This window comes from Celeribacter halophilus, assembly GCF_018860305.1.
GTDB lineage: Bacteria > Pseudomonadota > Alphaproteobacteria > Rhodobacterales > Rhodobacteraceae > Celeribacter > Celeribacter halophilus_A.
In genome coordinates this window covers 214,181-229,909 of the sequence record NZ_JAHKPE010000031.1, presented here as the reverse complement: position 1 = coordinate 229,909, position 15,729 = coordinate 214,181, and the positions used below count along the sequence as shown (strand labels likewise).

17 protein-coding genes are annotated in these 15,729 nt (G+C 60.4%); 13 read left to right on the top strand and 4 right to left on the bottom strand.

Going from position 1 to position 15,729, the window contains the following annotated elements:
- Positions 1–82: 82 nt before the first annotated feature.
- The 10 genes from KO492_RS12965 to KO492_RS12920 all read left to right on the top strand — a co-directional run bounded on the left by KO492_RS12965 (position 83) and on the right by KO492_RS12920 (position 9,766).
- Complete coding sequence (locus KO492_RS12965; protein WP_216045348.1) at positions 83–1,267, top strand: M24 family metallopeptidase; 1,185 nt, start codon at positions 83–85, stop codon at positions 1,265–1,267.
- 2 nt (positions 1,268–1,269) lie between these two features.
- Entirely contained in the window at positions 1,270–2,433 is a 1,164-nt protein-coding gene (gene argE, locus KO492_RS12960; RefSeq protein ID WP_216045347.1) for an acetylornithine deacetylase, read from the top strand.
- On the top strand, positions 2,420–3,103 hold the full coding sequence (locus tag KO492_RS12955) for a GntR family transcriptional regulator (protein ID WP_216045346.1): 684 nt from the start codon (positions 2,420–2,422) through the stop codon (positions 3,101–3,103). The genes argE and KO492_RS12955 overlap by 14 nt, the downstream gene beginning before the upstream one ends.
- Before the next feature lie 67 nt (positions 3,104–3,170).
- The gene (locus tag KO492_RS12950; protein ID WP_216045345.1) at positions 3,171–4,535 is read left to right on the top strand and encodes a PLP-dependent aminotransferase family protein; all 1,365 of its coding nucleotides are present in this window, start codon (positions 3,171–3,173) and stop codon (positions 4,533–4,535) included.
- A gap of 194 nt (positions 4,536–4,729) precedes the next feature.
- Positions 4,730–5,734 (top strand): TRAP transporter substrate-binding protein DctP, encoded by a 1,005-nt coding sequence (gene dctP / locus KO492_RS12945; RefSeq protein ID WP_216045344.1) that lies wholly within the window; start codon positions 4,730–4,732, stop codon positions 5,732–5,734.
- Positions 5,735–5,920: 186 nt separating this feature from the next.
- Positions 5,921–6,517, top strand: coding sequence for a TRAP transporter small permease (locus tag KO492_RS12940; protein WP_252735562.1), 597 nt, complete (start codon positions 5,921–5,923; stop codon positions 6,515–6,517).
- Between the two features lie 3 nt (positions 6,518–6,520).
- Positions 6,521–7,807, top strand: a complete 1,287-nt coding sequence (locus KO492_RS12935) for a TRAP transporter large permease (protein WP_216045343.1) — start codon at positions 6,521–6,523, stop codon at positions 7,805–7,807.
- Positions 7,808–7,819: 12 nt separating this feature from the next.
- A complete protein-coding gene (locus tag KO492_RS12930; RefSeq protein ID WP_216045342.1) occupies positions 7,820–8,263 on the top strand; it encodes a universal stress protein in 444 nt (147 codons plus the stop codon).
- Between the two features lie 202 nt (positions 8,264–8,465).
- Positions 8,466–9,440 (top strand): DnaJ C-terminal domain-containing protein, encoded by a 975-nt coding sequence (locus KO492_RS12925; protein WP_216045341.1) that lies wholly within the window; start codon positions 8,466–8,468, stop codon positions 9,438–9,440.
- The gene (locus tag KO492_RS12920; RefSeq protein ID WP_216045340.1) at positions 9,437–9,766 is read left to right on the top strand and encodes a chaperone modulator CbpM; all 330 of its coding nucleotides are present in this window, start codon (positions 9,437–9,439) and stop codon (positions 9,764–9,766) included. Before KO492_RS12925 ends, KO492_RS12920 begins: the two co-directional genes overlap by 4 nt.
- A gap of 118 nt (positions 9,767–9,884) precedes the next feature.
- Here KO492_RS12920 and ilvN read toward each other — a convergent pair whose 3' ends face one another.
- The 3 genes from ilvN to KO492_RS12905 are packed head-to-tail and all read right to left on the bottom strand — an operon-like array spanning position 9,885 to position 12,517.
- On the bottom strand, positions 9,885–10,451 hold the full coding sequence (gene ilvN, locus KO492_RS12915) for an acetolactate synthase small subunit (protein WP_216045339.1): 567 nt from the start codon (positions 10,449–10,451) through the stop codon (positions 9,885–9,887).
- Positions 10,452–10,466: 15 nt separating this feature from the next.
- The gene (locus KO492_RS12910; RefSeq protein ID WP_216045338.1) at positions 10,467–10,769 is read right to left on the bottom strand and encodes a hypothetical protein; all 303 of its coding nucleotides are present in this window, start codon (positions 10,767–10,769) and stop codon (positions 10,467–10,469) included.
- On the bottom strand, positions 10,769–12,517 hold the full coding sequence (locus KO492_RS12905) for an acetolactate synthase 3 large subunit (RefSeq protein WP_216045337.1): 1,749 nt from the start codon (positions 12,515–12,517) through the stop codon (positions 10,769–10,771). Before KO492_RS12905 ends, KO492_RS12910 begins: the two co-directional genes overlap by 1 nt.
- Before the next feature lie 383 nt (positions 12,518–12,900).
- On the opposite strand from KO492_RS12905, the gene KO492_RS12900 reads away from it, so the two are divergent.
- Both KO492_RS12900 and modA read left to right on the top strand, forming a co-directional pair.
- Positions 12,901–13,302 (top strand): winged helix-turn-helix domain-containing protein, encoded by a 402-nt coding sequence (locus KO492_RS12900; RefSeq protein ID WP_066608176.1) that lies wholly within the window; start codon positions 12,901–12,903, stop codon positions 13,300–13,302.
- Between the two features lie 125 nt (positions 13,303–13,427).
- A complete protein-coding gene (gene modA, locus KO492_RS12895) occupies positions 13,428–14,192 on the top strand; it encodes a molybdate ABC transporter substrate-binding protein (protein WP_216045336.1) in 765 nt (254 codons plus the stop codon).
- Between the two features lie 3 nt (positions 14,193–14,195).
- On the opposite strand, the gene KO492_RS12890 is transcribed toward modA, so the two are convergent.
- The gene (locus tag KO492_RS12890) at positions 14,196–14,663 is read right to left on the bottom strand and encodes a YbjN domain-containing protein (protein WP_216045335.1); all 468 of its coding nucleotides are present in this window, start codon (positions 14,661–14,663) and stop codon (positions 14,196–14,198) included.
- Positions 14,664–14,953: 290 nt separating this feature from the next.
- Here KO492_RS12890 and KO492_RS12885 point away from each other — a divergent pair, with 290 nt between their 5' ends.
- The gene (locus KO492_RS12885; protein ID WP_216045334.1) at positions 14,954–15,718 is read left to right on the top strand and encodes an STAS/SEC14 domain-containing protein; all 765 of its coding nucleotides are present in this window, start codon (positions 14,954–14,956) and stop codon (positions 15,716–15,718) included.
- The last annotated feature ends 11 nt before the right edge of the window (positions 15,719–15,729 follow it).

Sequence of the window (15,729 nt, the reverse complement as noted above, 5' to 3'; positions counted from 1 at the left end):
GTCGCAATTTGGCGTAAGTTTGATGCCGGATTTGTGGCCTTCGCAGATATAAAAACAATAGTTGTATACAATAGGTGAGGCCATGCCGATAGAAAACGCCCCGTTCTCCCGCGACGAATATGACAGACGCATCCGGCTGACCCGCGAGGCGATGGTTCAGGCCGGAATTGACGTTCTGTTCATCACCAACCCGTCGAACCAGAACTGGCTGACCGGTTATGACGGCTGGTCCTTTTATGTGCATCAGGGGGTGATCCTGTCTCTGGAGGAGGACCCGATCTGGTGGGGCCGGATGCAGGACGCCAATGGGGCCAAGCGCACGGTCTGGATGGAGGATGACCGGATTTTCCACTATGCCGACCGCTATATTCAGGCGACCGACATGCACCCGATGGAAGACCTTGCTTCGCATCTGCGGATCATGGGCTATGGTGACAAGCGGATCGGGGTGGAGATGGAGACCTATTACTTCACCGCCCGCGCCTTTGCCGTTCTGGCGGAAGGTCTGCCGGAGGCGGTGTTTGTGGATGCCTCGACATTGGTGAACTGGAACCGGCTGGTCAAATCGCCCGAAGAACTGGGCTTTATGCGCCGCGCGGCACGGATTTCGGAGCTTGTGATCGAACGCGCGATGGAGCTGGCCGAGCCGGGGATGCGCAAGCACGATCTGGTGGGCGAGCTGTTCAAGACCTCGGTGCAGGGCGAGGACGACAGTTGGGGAGATTATCCCGCGATTGTACCGCTCCTGCCCTCGGGGGCGGATGCCTCCGCGCCGCATCTGACGTGGAACGGCGAGGCGCTCAAAAGCGGGGAGGCGACGTTTATCGAACAGTCGGGCTGTTACCGCCGCTATCACGCGCCTTTGTGCCGGACGATCTTTTTCGGCAAGCCGCCGGGGTTCATGACGGACGCGGCCGAGGCGCTGACCGAAGGGTTGAACGCGGGGATCGAAGTGGCCCGCGCGGGCAATCGCGCCTGTGACATCGCCCGTGCGCTGGATGCGGAATTGCTCAAGGTCGGGATCGAGCGCCCGAACCGCTGCGGCTATGCGGTGGGCCTGTCCTACCCGCCGGATTGGGGCGAACACACGGTGTCGCTGCGGGCTTTTGACGAGACGGTGCTGGAACCGGGGATGACGTTTCACTTCATGCCGGGGCTGTGGATGGACGGCTGGGGCATGGAGACCACCGAGACCATCCTGATCCGCGAGGACGGTCCGGCGGAGACCCTGTGCAACGTGCCACGCAAACTCTATGTGAAAGACTGACCATGTCCGATCTTGCGCGTTGCCGTGACATATTGGGCGATCTGGTGGCCTTTCCGAGTGTGTCCTCACAGAGCAATCTGGGGGCGATTTCCTATATTGCGGAGCGGCTGGAGGCCGCCGGTGCGCGGGTTGAGGTTTTGGAGGATCAAAGCGGGCAAAAGGCCAATCTCTTTGCGACCCTTGGGCCTGATCGCTCCGGAGGGCTGGTCCTGTCGGGGCATACGGATGTGGTGCCCGTCGAGGATCAGCCGTGGAGCAGTGATCCCTTCGAGATGGTCGAGCGCGACGGGCGGCTCTACGGGCGCGGCACATGCGATATGAAGGGCTTTATCGCCACCTGTCTGGCCAAGCTCGATGTGCTCACGCAGGCGGCGCGCACCCGTCCGATCCATTTTGCCTTTACCCATGACGAAGAGGTGGGCTGTCTCGGCGCGCGCTCACTCGTTGACGTATTGCGCGGGCGCGAGGTCCGTCCGGCGATGGCGCTGATCGGTGAGCCGACCAATATGCAGGTGATCGAAGGCCACAAGGGATGTTGCGAATATACGGTGACATTTACGGGGGCCGAAGGGCATGGCTCTGTGCCGGACAAAGGCGTGAATGCGGTGGAATATGCGGCGCGCTATATCAACCGGCTTCTGGAACTGCGTCGTGCCTTGATTGCGCGCTGTCCCGAAGGCTCGCGGTTTGATCCGCCCTATACCACGCTCAACATCGGCGCGCTCAAGGGCGGTCACGCGCATAATGTGATTGCGGGCAAGGCGGTGCTGGAGTGGGAAATGCGCCCTGTGGTCTGGGAGGATCACGATTTTGTCCGGCGCGAGATCGCCAGCTATGTCGCGGATGTGCTGTTGCCGGAGATGCGGCAGGTGGCACAGCAGGCCGAGATTTCCACCGAGGTGATTGGCGAGGTGGCGGGGCTTGTGCCGATGGAGGAAAATGCCGCGCGGGATCTCGCCTTCTGCCTGACGGGGGCAAACCGCGCAGATCTTGTGCCTTTTGCCACAGAAGCGGGATTATTCCAGCAGATCGGCATGGCGGCAGTGATTTGCGGGCCCGGAGCCATTGACCAGGCCCACAAGCCCGACGAATATGTTACGCTCGATCAGCTTGGTCAGTCTATGGCCATGCTGGAACGGTTGGGAGACAGCTATGGTGGACGATGACGTGACGGAGACCCGCGACGGTCCACTGACGGCGCGGGACCGGTTCGACAGGATTCACGCAGACATCCGCAACCGGATTTGCCTGTTGGAATATCCGCCGGGGGAAAAACTGTCCGAGGTGGAGCTGGCCGAGGAATTCGGCATTTCCCGCACGCCCTTGCGCCGCGTTCTGGCGCGGCTTGAGGACGAGGGGCTGGTGACATCCGTTCATGGTGTCGGCACGATGGTCACCGATATCGAGATGGAGGAACTGGCGCAGGTCTACCGCTTGCGCAAGGAGCTTGTGCTTTTGCAGACCTCTCTGGATGTGGCACCGCCGGACGCTGTCTATATCGCGCGGGTCGAGGCGCTTCTGGCGCGCGCGGAGGCGCTCAAAACCGCGCCATCGGCCAAGGCCTTTTCGACGCTCGACCGCGATATGTTCCTGACCTTGCTGGAACTGACTGTCAACACGCCGCTGCGCACCATGTCCAAACGGCTGTATTTCCGCACGGCGCGGATATGGCTGCAACAGGTGACGGCCTCCAAGATCGACCTGATGCAGGAGATCGAGGTCTATGCGCGCGAAGTGCGTGACATTCTGGAGGCGCTCAAGTTGGGCGATCTTGATGCGGTGGGGCATATGCGGCGCAGTCATATCTCGCTGAGTTTTGCGCGTATGATCAAGTGATGAGCCCCCGCGGTAGGTGCATCCGTGCTCTGGACAAAGCGGCGCGTGCGGGGTTTTGTGTTGCACCATGTCGCATTGGCCTCTGACCCCCGAAGATATCACCCGTCCGGCTTACCGCAGTCTCGCGCAGGCGATTGCTGCGGCAATCAGCGCGGGCAATTTGCGCACGGGCGACCGTCTGCCCACGCACCGGCAACTGGCGTGGGAACTGGATGTCTCTGTGCAAACCGTGAGCCGCGCCTATGAGGAGCTGATCCGCGCCGATCTTGTGGTCGGTGAGGTCGGGCGGGGCACATTCGTCAATTCCCTGCCGCCGGAAACTCTGGAGACACCGTGGCACAGCACCGCCGCCGCGCTGCCCCGTTTCGATCTCTCGATCATGACACCCGTGGCCTTGCCGGAGATGGAACAGGCGTGGACGGAGAGCCTGTCGCGTATGTCGGGCCATCTGGGGCCGGAGATCATCCACGAATTGCGTCCCGAACAGATTGCCGAACGCTATGCCGACATGGCGACGGGGTGGCTGGCGCGGTGCGGGCTTGTGGTGGGCAAGCGGCGCGTTCTGATCACCAACGGGGTGACGCCTGCGATGTTTGTCGCCCTGTCCTCGGCGCTGATCCCCGGCGATATCATTGCCACCGAGGGACTGACCACCCACACGCTCATCCAGTCGGCCCGTCTTTTGAACCTGCAACTGCAAGGGATTGCCTGTGACGAGCGCGGGATGATCCCCGAGGCGCTGGTGGCGGCGGCTGAAGAGTCTGCCGGTCAGATGAAAGCCGTGTTTCTCATGCCCGCAGGGGCCGGACCCAACCCCCGTGTTATGGACAAGGCGCGGCGGGATGCTCTGGCGAAAGCGGCGCTTGAAACCGGTCTGACGGTGCTGGAGAGCGATCCGCTCGGCCCCTTGCCGGCACGGCGCGCCCCGCCGATCTGCGGCCTTGTTCCGCGACAGGGGTTCTATTTCACAGGGCTGACCAAATGCCTCTCGCCGGGGCTGAGGCTCGGGTTTCTGGTGATGCCGGAGGGGTTGTTCGAACATGTCACCAGCCGCCATCTTTCGACCTCTTGGATGGCCACGCCGCTGATTGCGGAGATCGCGCGGGACTGGATCGAGCGCGGCACGGCGGACAGGATTCTGGCCGCGCATCGCGTCGAACTGGCCGCGCGCAACCGTCTGGCGCAGTCCATTCTGGGGCCGCGTTGCGAGGGGGGATTGCACAATCTGCACCGCTGGCTGCACCTGCCGCCCCAGATGGAGGAGGACACATTCATGCGCCGCGCGATGGAGCAGAATGTCGCCGTGGCGGCGGGCGCGGGATTCGCCGTGTCGGATCATCGCCCTGCTGTGCGGCTCTGTTTGGGGGCAGGGGGACGGCGTGATCTGGAGCGTGCGTTGCGCACTCTCGCTAAAGTTGTGCCGGAATTTTGACATCAAGCCCCTGTCAGGCGCATCCCCGCTGGCCTCAAATTGTCATGGTTCAATATAAATATTGACTTGTATTCCCCAGCCCCGGAGGTTTCGGGAGAGCCGTGTTTGCAGGGAGTTGCAAACATCAGCGGCATGAAAATACGCCCGCCGCCAAGAGAGGGCGGTTTCGGGCATGACAACAGGGGATACGTTTAATGTCATATCAAAAGTTCTTCGCCACCAGTGCCATGGCCTTGCTGCTTGGCACGGGGAGCGCCGTGGCCGACACTTGGCGCTACGCTTTCGAAGAGGCGATGGAAGAGGTTCAGGGCAAGTTCGCCCAGAAGTTCAAGGAAGAGATCGAAGCCAATTCCGATCACGAAATCCAGCTTTTCCCGTTCGGCACGCTGGGCGAGTCCGACAGCATTATGGAGCAGACCCAGTCGGGTATCTTGCAATTCGTGGACCAGTCACCGGGCTTTACCGGCGCGCTGATCCCCGAGGCGCAGGTGTTCTTTGTGCCCTATCTGCTGCCGCAGGACACGGCGACGCTGGCGACGTTCTTCGAGAACTCGAAAGCCATCAACGAGATGTTTCCGCCGCTCTATGCCGAGCAGGGGCTGGAGCTTCTGACCATGTTCCCCGAGGGCGAGGTCATGATGACCACCACAGAGGCGGTCACAGGGCCGGATGATCTCGGCGAGGTGAAATTCCGCGTGATGACCAACCCGCTTCTGGTGGAGAGCTACAAGGCCTTTGGTGCCACACCGACACCGCTGCCGTGGGGCGAGGTCTACGGTGCGCTTCAGACCGGCATCATTCAGGGGCAGGAAAACCCCGCCTTCTACATCGAGTCGACGAAAATGTATGAGGTGACGGATCACATCACCCGTACGGGTCACAACAACTTCACCACCGCTGTGATGGCGAACAAGGAGTTCTTTGACGGTCTGTCGGACGAGGACAAGACCTTGGTCACCAATGCGATTGACGCGGCGTTCGACTATATCATCGCCTATCAGGAGGGGCTGACCGAAGCCTCGCTGGCCAAGGTGATGGAAGCCAAACCGTCCATGACCATCACCACCCTGACCGAGGAGCAGCGCGCGCCGTTCAAGGCCACGGCAGCTTCGGTGGAGGAAGAATTCCTCAAGATCGGTGGCGATCAGGCCGGAGCAATCCTTGAACAGCTCAAAGCCGATCTGGCTGCGGCGCAATAAACGCATCGCCGGAGCACAGGCCGCGCAACCTGTGCTTCGGCGGTCGATACGGAAAGGGTCGGGCCGTTTGCCTGCTGCGGTTTGTCTGCGTCGTGACCTGTTTCCCCGAAAATATCACACAGGGATGTGCTCGTGACGCCTGACAAAGATGACGCCCCGACGGGGGAGCCTGAACTCCTGACTGCACTGGCAGCCTCACCCATTGACGAAGACATCGACGATTCCAGCTATGTGTCCGGTCTGCCCGGCATTCTCGGTGTGATCGACGGCGGGGTCGCGCGGATCGAGGCGGTGCTTCTGGCGCTTGGCGTGTTGCTGATGGCGCTCAATACAATGGCCAATGTGGTCGGGCGGTTTGTCTTCGGGCAAAGCCTGTTCTTTTCCGAAGAAATCAATCGCGCGCTGATCGTGTTGATCACTTTCGCGGGGATTTCCTATGCCGCGCGCCACGGTCGCCATATCCGTATGTCGGCCTTTTTCGATGCGCTCAACCCGCCGATGCGCAAGGTGCTGATGGTGGTGATTGCCGTTGTGACCTCTGCGGCGATGTTCATGCTGGCGTGGTATGCGGTGGATTATGTGCTGGCACAGGCCGCGCGTGGCCGCCTTTTGCCCGCGCTGCAAATCCCTGTCTGGTGGATCATTGTCTGGGCGCCCTTGGGATTTTTCCTGACCGGCCTGCAATATGCGCTCACGGCGATCAAGAACTGCATCCACAAGGATATATGGCTCTCGACGAGCACCATGGAAGGCTATTCCAACGACGATGCAGAGGAGGTCTGAGCCATGGCTCTCGCAATTTTCGGCACCATGATCGTGCTTCTCCTGTTGGGCTTTCCGATGATGATCCCGCTGATCGCCGGCTCGCTCATCGGTTTCGTCACCCTGTTCAAGGGCTTCGGCCAGTTGGACACGATGGTGCAGCAAATTCTGGGAGGCATCCAGCCCGCCAGCCTGATCGCCGTGCCCATGTTTATCTTTGCTGCCGACATCATGACACGCGGGCAGTCGGCCAACCGTCTGATTGATCTCGTCATGAGTTTCGTCGGTCATCTCAAAGGCGGGCTTGCGGTGACAACGGCCGCCGCCTGCACACTTTTCGGCGCGGTCTCCGGCTCGACACAGGCCACGGTGGTGGCGGTCGGCGGGCCGCTGCGTCCGCGGATGATCAAGGCGGGATACAAGGACAGTTTCGTGCTGGCGCTGATCGTCAACGCCTCCGACATCGCCTTTCTGATCCCGCCCTCCATCGGCATGATCATCTACGGCGTGGTGTCCGGCACTTCGATTTCCGAATTGTTCATCGCAGGGATCGGTCCGGGGCTTTTGATCCTCGTGCTGTTCTCGATCTATTCCTACATCTATGCCGTGCGTAACAACGTGCCGACCGAGCCCAAGGCCACATGGGCCGCGCGGGGCCGTGCCATCCGGCGCGCGCTCTGGCCGCTGGGCTTTCCGGTGATCATTGTCGGCGGCATCTATGGCGGCATCTTTTCCCCGACAGAAGCGGCGGCGGCCTGTGTGCTCTATGCGCTCCTGCTCGAAATGGGCATCTTTCGGGAGATGAGTGTCCAACAGCTCTACGCCACGGCCAAATCGACGGGGCTGATCACGGCGGTGGTCTTTATCCTCGTGGGGGCAGGGGCGGCGTTTTCCTATGTCATCAGCTTCGCGCAAATCCCGCAGCAGGTGTTGGGCAGTATCGGCATCAACGAGATGGGCCAGTATGGTGTGCTCTTTACCATCTCCATCGCTTTTTTCATCGGCTGTATGTTCGTGGACCCGATCGTGGTGATCCTGATCTTTGTGCCGATTTTCGCCCCCGTGGTGCAGTCGGTCGGGCTGGATCCGGTTCTGGTGGGTACGATCATCACGCTTCAGGTCGCGATTGGCAGCGCCACGCCGCCTTTCGGCTGCGATATTTTCACGGCGATTGCGGTGTTCAAACGCCCCTATGCCGAGGTCGTCAAAGGCACACCGCCCTTCATTGCCATGCTTCTGTCGGTCTCGGTGCTGTTGATCTTTTTCCCGCAGATCGCGCTCTTTTTGCGGGATGTCGCCTTTGGCAAGTGAGGAGGCTCGCCCATGTTCAAGAAAATACTACTGGCCCATGACGGCTCAAACGGCGCGGATGGCGCTCTCGAAAAAGCCGCTGGCCTGTGCAAGCTGACGGGGGCGGAGCTTGTTGTGCTGACGGTCTATCGCCATCACTCGATCCTTGAGGCATCGATCTCGATGGTGCGCGGACATGGCGAGGAGAGCGGCAATCTGGACGATGCGATGAGGTCTGCGGCCCGTGAAGTGGGAAACCATGCCAAGGCGCTGGCCGGAATGCTGGGGGTGCCGAAGGTTCAGGCCTTTATCAAGGGCGGGCCATCCGCGCGCACCATTGTGACCTTTGCCAGACAGAACGGCTGTGACCTGATCGTGGTCGGCTCGCGCGGTGTGGGGGCGTCCGAAGGCTACATGCTCGGTTCGGTGAGCCACAAGGTGACCAGCATCTCGGAGATTCCGGTTCTGGTCGTCTGAGAGCTGCAAGTGAGGGCGGCAAGCGTGGCAGAGGGGTCTGTTGGGCTTGCATGCACCCAAGCGCGAGCATAGCTGCTCGGGCCGTTTCCGCATTGATTTGGATCACGGACGAAGGCGCGGGCATGTGGCACCTTGCGTCCGTTGGACCCGCCCTCGCGCGCAGTCCTGCAGACATGCATTTCCCGGCAAACAGGAGGCCTGGATGCCCGATGATCCATATGAAGTTCTTGGCCTGACCAAGGCCGCGACGGCGGATGAAATCAAGAAAGCCTATCGCAAACTGGTGCGGACCTGCCATCCGGACCTCAATCCCGATGACGCGGGTGCAGAGGAGCGATTCAAAAAGGTCAACGCCGCCTATGAACTGCTGAAAGACCCCGAAACTCGTGCGCGGTATGACGCCGGAGAGATCGACGGGCTCGGAGCAGAGCGCCCGCAGCGCCAGTATTACCGTGATTTCTCCGGTGCGTCCGACAATGCCTATCAACAGGGCCACGGGTTCGGGCCGGATGTGGATCCGGCGGATATATTCGCCGAAATCCTGCGCAATCGCGGGCGTGCAGGTGCTCAGGGCACAGGCGGTCAGGGATTTGGCGGGCAGGGCTTTGGTGGCCAAGGATTCTCGGCGCGTGGGGCCGATATGCGCTATTCGCTCAACGTGCCGTTTCTGGACGCTGCGAAGGGTGCGGAGACGCGGATCACCTTGCCGGACGGGCACAGCCTTGCCGTCAAAATCCCGCAAGGCACCGAAGACGGCCAGACCCTGCGGCTGCGCGGCAAAGGTGCGCCGGGATATGGCGGCGGACCGGCAGGCGATGCGCTCATCACCGTGCTTGTGGGGTCGCATCCGGTGTTTCGCCGCGACGGGGACGACATTCTGATCACGCTGCCGATCACCCTTGACGAGGCGGTTCTGGGCGCCAAGGTCACAACTCCGACCATCGACGGGCCTGTGGGGCTTACGATTCCGGCAGGCGCAAGTTCGGGGCAGGTTTTACGCTTGCGCGGACGTGGCGTCGGTCATGCCAAACGCAAAGCCAAGGGTGATCAGATGGTTGAGTTGAAGATCGTCTCCCCGCCCGAGATTGACGACAGTCTGCGGGAGTTTTTCACAGAATGGCGCAAGACGCATCACTTTGATCCGCGGGGTGATTTGATGAAGGGGGCAGGCACATGACGCAGAGATTCACGGTAGAGGAAGTTGTCACCACCGTCACGCGGCTCACGCGCCGCCAGCTTATGGGCTTTGTCGAAGGCGAACTGGTCCGGCCGGAACAGGGGGACGAGGGCTATGTTTTCCGTCAGGTGGATATCGCGCGGCTGGAGCTTCTGTGCGATCTGTCCCATGACCTTGATCTCGACGAAACGGCGCTGGCCATTGTCATCTCGCTCATTGACCAATTGCATGGGGCGCGACAGGAGCTGGCGACCCTTGCGGGTGCAATCGACAGCCTGCCCGATGAGCTTCAATCCCGTATCATGGCGGAGATGAAGCGGTCCTAAGGGGCGCATCGGGAGTGCGCCAGAGGGTGTGATCCGCGCCTGTCCAAAGAAAAAGGGGCCAATGCGGCCCCTTTTCATGTGATGTTGTTTGCAGATTTGTGTCGCGCAGTTGTGCGTGTCAGCCCTTGCCGCCACGGGCCAGAGCCGCAACGCCGGTGCGGGCGGTTTCCACCAGTCCCAGCGGGCGCATAAGCTCTGCAAATGCGTCGATTTTCTCCGACGGGCCGGTCATTTCAAAGACAAAGCTCTCCAGCGTGCTGTCCACCACATTGGCGCGGAAAATCTCCGCCAGACGCAGGGCTTCGATGCGGTTGTTGCCGGTGCCCTGAACCTTGAACAGCGCCAGTTCGCGCTCAATGGAGGGGCCTTCGACGGTGAGGTCGTGGACCTCGTGGACGGGCACGATGCGGCCGACCTGTGCCTTGATCTGTTCGATCACATCGCGGGTGCCGGTGGTCACAACGGTGATGCGCGACAGGTGGCTGTCATGGTTGACCTCGGCCACGGTGAGGCTCTCGATGTTGTAGCCGCGTCCGGAGAACAACCCGATGACGCGCGCCAGCACACCGGCTTCGTTGTCGACCAGAACGGCCAGCGTGTGTTTCTCGATCACTTCGGAATGATAGTCGCGAAGGTCATAGGCGGAATGGCTCGACGAGCCTTTTTCGATACGTAGGGCAGACATGATCTTTCCTCTCCCTTAGCCAGCGCAATCGAGCGTGGCGTCAAAAGTGTTGATTTCATCGCGTTTGACCAGCGTGCGCACGGCACAGCCTGACGCGGTTTCAATGGCGGCGCGGGCGGCCTCTTCAAGCTCGGCAAAGTTGAGACGGCCCGTGTGATAGTTGCGCGCGGTGGCGGTTGTGCCGGAGGTCTCGACCGCAAAGTCGAAGCCGCCGGAGGACACATCCACCGCATCAGCCGAAGACATGCACCCCGCAAGCCCCCATGTCGCGACCAGCGCGGCCAGAGCGTTGCGCAGCCATTTCCCGAAACGTTTCATCAGACCAGAACCGCCCCGTCGGACTTGATCGCCCCCTCGGTGGAGGCATCGCCCAGAAGCATTTCGTTATGGGCCTTGCCTGACGGGATCATCGGGAAACAGTTTTCGTGTTTCTCGACGAGGCAGTCAAAGATCACCGGACCGTCATATTCGATCATTTCCATGATCGCATCGTCCAGATCTTTCGGGTCGGAACACTGGATGCCCTTCGCGCCGAAGGCTTCGGCGAGTTTGACGAAATCGGGCAGGGCTTCGGACCAGCTCGACGAGTAGCGTTCGCCGTGCAGAAGTTGCTGCCACTGGCGCACCATGCCGAGGCGTTCGTTGTTCAGGATGAACTGTTTCACCGGCAGGCGGTATTGCATCGCCGTGCCCATTTCCTGCATGTTCATCAGCCAGCTTGCCTCACCCGCAACATTGACAACAAGGCTGTCGGGATGCGCCATTTGCACGCCGATGGAGGCCGGAAAACCGTAGCCCATCGTGCCCAGACCACCGGAGGTCATCCAGCGGTTCGGGTCTTCAAAGCCCAGAAACTGAGCCGCCCACATCTGGTGCTGGCCGACTTCTGTGGTGATGTAGCGGTCCATGCCCTTGGTCAGTTCCTGAAGCCGTTGCAGGGCGTATTGCGGTTTGATGATCGTGTCCGAATTCTTGTAGGTCAGACAGCGGACCTCGCGCCATTCCTCGATCTGTTTCCACCATGCGGAGGTATCGGCGGTCTTGCGCCCGCGCGATTTCCAGACCTTGAGCACATCTTCGAGAACATGGCCCACATCGCCGATCACCGGCAGGTCGACGCGGATGACCTTGTTGATCGAGGAGGGGTCGATGTCGATGTGGATTTTCGTGGAATGCGGTGAGAAGTCCTGAATCCGTCCGGTGATCCGGTCGTCGAAACGCGCCCCGATGTTGATCATCAGGTCACAGTCATGCATCGCCATATTGGCCTCGTAGAGACCATGCATCCCGAGCATCCCCAGCCAGCTTTTGCCGGAGGCCGGATAGGCGCCCAGCCCCATGAGCGTGGAGGTGATCGGAAAGCCCGTCGCATCGACCAGTTCGCGCAGCAGTTGCGAGGCCCCTGTGCCGGAGTTGATGACCCCGCCGCCGGTGTAGAACACGGGGCGTTCGGCTTTTTCCAGCAGGTCAACAATGCCGTTGATCTCTTCGATGGAGGCTTTCACGCGGGGCTGGTAATGGCTGACGTTGATTTTCGCGGGCGCTGTATAGTTGCCTTCGGCGAATTGCACGTCTTTCGGCAGGTCGATCAGCACCGGACCGGGGCGGCCGGAGGTGGCAACATGGAAGGCCTGATGGATCGTGCCGGACAGGGTGTCCGTGTCTTTCACAAGCCAGTTGTGCTTGGTGCAGGGCCGCGTGATGCCCACTGTGTCGGCTTCCTGAAACCCGTCTGTGCCGATCATGAAGGTCGGAACCTGACCGGAGAAGACCACCAGCGGAATGGAATCAAGCAGGGCATCGGTCAGTCCGGTGACCGCATTGGTCGCCCCCGGACCGGATGTGACCAGCGCCACACCCACCTTGCCGGTCGAGCGCGCATAGCCCTCTGCGGCGTGCAGGGCGGCCTGTTCGTGGCGCACGAGGACGTGCTTGATGTCATTTTGCTGGAAAATTTCATCGTAGATCGGAAGGACAGCGCCCCCCGGGTAGCCAAATACCGTGTCCACACCCTGATCCTTGAGGGCCTGAACCACCATTTTTGCTCCGGTCATCTGACGTGTCATTTTTCTCTCCGTCTCACGCGTCACTTACGTTTTTGGCAATAAAAAAGCCCCCGGTTTTACTCGGGGGCGCATGGGTTCCAATATGGTTAACCGTTACCGGCCCATGCGCGTTTTCCCTACAAGTACAATAATGTGGCCGATCATGGCGTTGGGGTCCTTCATTGCGTGCGGCGACATTATGTGCAGCCGCAGCAGGCGTCAACACCAAAACACCTGTTTGCGTGAAGAAAATGTCGCGCAAAGGGGTGGTGACGAAATAAAGTTAAAGATGCTGACCTATTTTGCGGTCAGGCAAGGCGGATATGGTCGTGAACGCACGGGTCGGGATCCGGAGGCGCAGGGGAGAGCTTGCGCCCCTCTCGGAGACGGGGCACAGTCCGGATATGTGTGAAGATCAGAACCTGCGCCCTGAAAACCCGACGCCGGAAGGCATGGCCGATATCCGTATGCGGCTCAGGCTGCATTTCGGGGATGTTCTCAAACTCGGGCCGGGTAAGGCCGATCTGTTGGAGGGCATTCGCGAGACCGGCTCCATCGCTGCGGCCGGACGTGCCATGTCGATGAGTTACAAACGCGCTTGGTCCTTGGTGGAAGAGATGAACACGGCTTTCCGTGCGCCTTTGGTGCAGTCGAACCGTGGCGGCGCGCAGGGCGGCGGTGCCTCTCTGACCGAGACGGGGGAGACGGTGCTGGCCCATTACCGCAGGCTCGAAGGCATTGTCTGGCAGGCCGGCCACGACGAGATCGCCGCCATTCGCGATTTGTTGGCTGACACTTCGGTTTAAGGCGCAAAGGCGCGGATCACACCCATTCAGCTTGCGGGAAAATCAATATGTTTGCAGGGAAATATCGCTTGCCTGTTTTTTGCGTGGATGCGATATGTTTTGTGAAACATATTGAGAGAGGTCCCATGTCCACCGCTTTGTCCCGCATCCTTGCCACTGTCATCAGTTTCTGCGCACCCGTCGCGCTTCATGCAGATGAAGTCACGGTTTTCGCCGCCGCCAGCATGACCAACGCTCTCTCGGAGATCGAGGCGGCGTTCGAAGCCGACACGGGGCATGATCTGGCCATTTCGCTTGCGGGCTCATCGGCGCTTGCACGTCAAATCCAGCAGGGCGCGCCTGCGGATGTTTTTATCTCGGCCAATCCCGACTGGATGGATGTTCTTGAAAAGGACGGTCTCTTGGCGGAGGGTAGCCGCTTTGATCTGGTGACCAATTCCATCGTGCTGGTCGCGCATGGGCAGGAAGCCGCGCCCATGCCGGTCGAGAGCCTGCCGGATGCGCTTGGCGAGGATCGTCTGGCGATGGCGCTTGTGGATGCGGTGCCTGCGGGGATTTACGGCAAGGCGGCTTTGACAAGTCTCGGCCTCTGGAGTGATCTCGCCCCCAAAGTGGCGCAGGCCGACAATGTGCGCGCCGCTCTGGCGCTTGTGGCACTTGGCGAAGCACCGTTCGGTATCGTCTATGCGACGGATGCTGTGGCCGAAGAGGATGTGAGCGTCGTGGCGACTTTCCCCGCCGAGACCCATCCGCCGATTGTCTATCCGGCGGCTTTGATCAAAGGGCAGGACACAGAGGCGGCCACGCAGTTTTTAAGCTACCTGACCGGCGACAAAGCCCGCGCCGCTTTCGCGCGACAGGGCTTTGTCATGGCATCCGCAGATGAGTGAGCCTTATTCAAAGAACTCTTCGGACTGTTCGAGAACCACACGCCACCAGTCAAACGTGTCATCCAGCGCCTCGCGGGTGATCCCGCCCTTGAAGGCGAAGGAATAGTTGATTTCCAGATCGCCATCCGAGTCGACGGAGGCTTTGCCGAAGCGGAAGCCGTTGTTATAGGCGTTGATGACGCTGGCGTCGGTCACATAGTCGTCGCCGTCAAAATAGGCGACGAAGGTGCCGTTGTTGCAGTCCTTGTGGTCTTCGCAACCGTAGAAATAGAGCCCGTAGCGAACGCCGCCGATACGACCGCGAAACATCGGGTCGCCCTCACTGTCTGTTTCAAGTTCGACCGAACCGTAGCCGCTCAACAGGCTTTCGAATGTCTCGAGATCGTCGAAGGTCAAAACTTCCGGTGCAGCCGTTGCGCCGAGGGTGGATGCGCAAAGCACAGTGCTTGCAAGAAGGGCGGATCGAAACATGTGGGTCCTTTCCGGCTGGAGGCCGTGTCGTGGAATGTGGTTAGAGAAAGTGCTAATGTCGTGAGACAGTCTTGCCAGAGCGGGGGCATGAAAAGAAAGAGGAAATCCGGTTTTATTTCCCCGTGGGCGAAACGGGGGCGCGTTAAGACCCTGCGGTGGTTGACGCAGGTCAATGCCGGAACGCGGGACATGCGGCATCCTTTGCCCACCGCAGCGTAAGCGCCAATGAGGTGCTGCCCGTGTTCGGGCCTCTTACGGTCTGCGTAGCATCGCAGCACTGGACAGGATCAATGTCCATCTTCCGCGACAAAATGGGAGGCACGATTATCATGATCGACGTTCAACATATTGGTGACCATGGCGTGATGGAAATCCGGATGACCGCTCCGGTGACCGATCACGACTATAAAGAAACGCTGGTTCCGGCCATAGACAAGGCCATTGCGGGTGGGGATTGCCTGCGCCTTCTGGCCGTTGTGGAGGCCGGATTTACCGATTTCACGCTGGGGGCCATGCTTCAGGACACGCGAGTGGGCCTCAAACACTGGCGCGGGTTTGATCGTGTGGCGGTCGTGACCGACAATGCCGCACTCGCCAAGTCTGTCGCGGCCTTTGCGGTTTTCATGCCCTGTCCTGTCTCGACCTTCAAACTGCGTGAACTGGAGGAGGCGCGCCGCTGGCTGCGCGAAAGCCTCGGCAGTATTCAGCAGGAAGATCTGGGCGATGGTGTGCTGCACCTGTCGCTTCTGGGGAAACTCGACACCGAACAATACGAGAATGACATCGAGGATCTGAACCGCTTCTTTGCTGAACATGAGGACATCCGGTTGCTGATTGATCTGCGCAAATTCGACGGCTGGCAGGGGCTGGGGGCGCTCAGGGATCACTTCTACCTGATCCGTGGCCACGCAGACCGTGTCGAGCGCGCCGCCATTGTCGGAGATGCCGGATGGCAGGAGATGGCCGTCCAGATTGGCAAACGTGCCTTTGATCTTGATGCGAAACATTTCGAGAGTGACGAGTTCGAGAAGGCAAAATCCTGGCTCATGGATTGATTTCGGCTCTG

Coding starts and splice junctions, on each gene's coding strand:
- KO492_RS12920 (WP_216045340.1), top strand. CDS start 9,437: ATGACGCAGAGATTCACGGTAGAGGAAGTTGTCACCACCGTCACGCGG.
- dctP (WP_216045344.1), top strand. CDS start 4,730: ATGTCATATCAAAAGTTCTTCGCCACCAGTGCCATGGCCTTGCTGCTT.
- KO492_RS12955 (WP_216045346.1), top strand. CDS start 2,420: ATGGTGGACGATGACGTGACGGAGACCCGCGACGGTCCACTGACGGCG.
- KO492_RS12965 (WP_216045348.1), top strand. CDS start 83: ATGCCGATAGAAAACGCCCCGTTCTCCCGCGACGAATATGACAGACGC.
- KO492_RS12910 (WP_216045338.1), bottom strand. CDS start 10,769: ATGAAACGTTTCGGGAAATGGCTGCGCAACGCTCTGGCCGCGCTGGTC.
- KO492_RS12890 (WP_216045335.1), bottom strand. CDS start 14,663: ATGTTTCGATCCGCCCTTCTTGCAAGCACTGTGCTTTGCGCATCCACC.
- KO492_RS12930 (WP_216045342.1), top strand. CDS start 7,820: ATGTTCAAGAAAATACTACTGGCCCATGACGGCTCAAACGGCGCGGAT.
- KO492_RS12925 (WP_216045341.1), top strand. CDS start 8,466: ATGCCCGATGATCCATATGAAGTTCTTGGCCTGACCAAGGCCGCGACG.
- ilvN (WP_216045339.1), bottom strand. CDS start 10,451: ATGTCTGCCCTACGTATCGAAAAAGGCTCGTCGAGCCATTCCGCCTAT.
- argE (WP_216045347.1), top strand. CDS start 1,270: ATGTCCGATCTTGCGCGTTGCCGTGACATATTGGGCGATCTGGTGGCC.
- modA (WP_216045336.1), top strand. CDS start 13,428: ATGTCCACCGCTTTGTCCCGCATCCTTGCCACTGTCATCAGTTTCTGC.
- KO492_RS12900 (WP_066608176.1), top strand. CDS start 12,901: ATGTGTGAAGATCAGAACCTGCGCCCTGAAAACCCGACGCCGGAAGGC.
- KO492_RS12905 (WP_216045337.1), bottom strand. CDS start 12,517: ATGACACGTCAGATGACCGGAGCAAAAATGGTGGTTCAGGCCCTCAAG.
- KO492_RS12935 (WP_216045343.1), top strand. CDS start 6,521: ATGGCTCTCGCAATTTTCGGCACCATGATCGTGCTTCTCCTGTTGGGC.
- KO492_RS12885 (WP_216045334.1), top strand. CDS start 14,954: ATGTCCATCTTCCGCGACAAAATGGGAGGCACGATTATCATGATCGAC.
- KO492_RS12950 (WP_216045345.1), top strand. CDS start 3,171: ATGTCGCATTGGCCTCTGACCCCCGAAGATATCACCCGTCCGGCTTAC.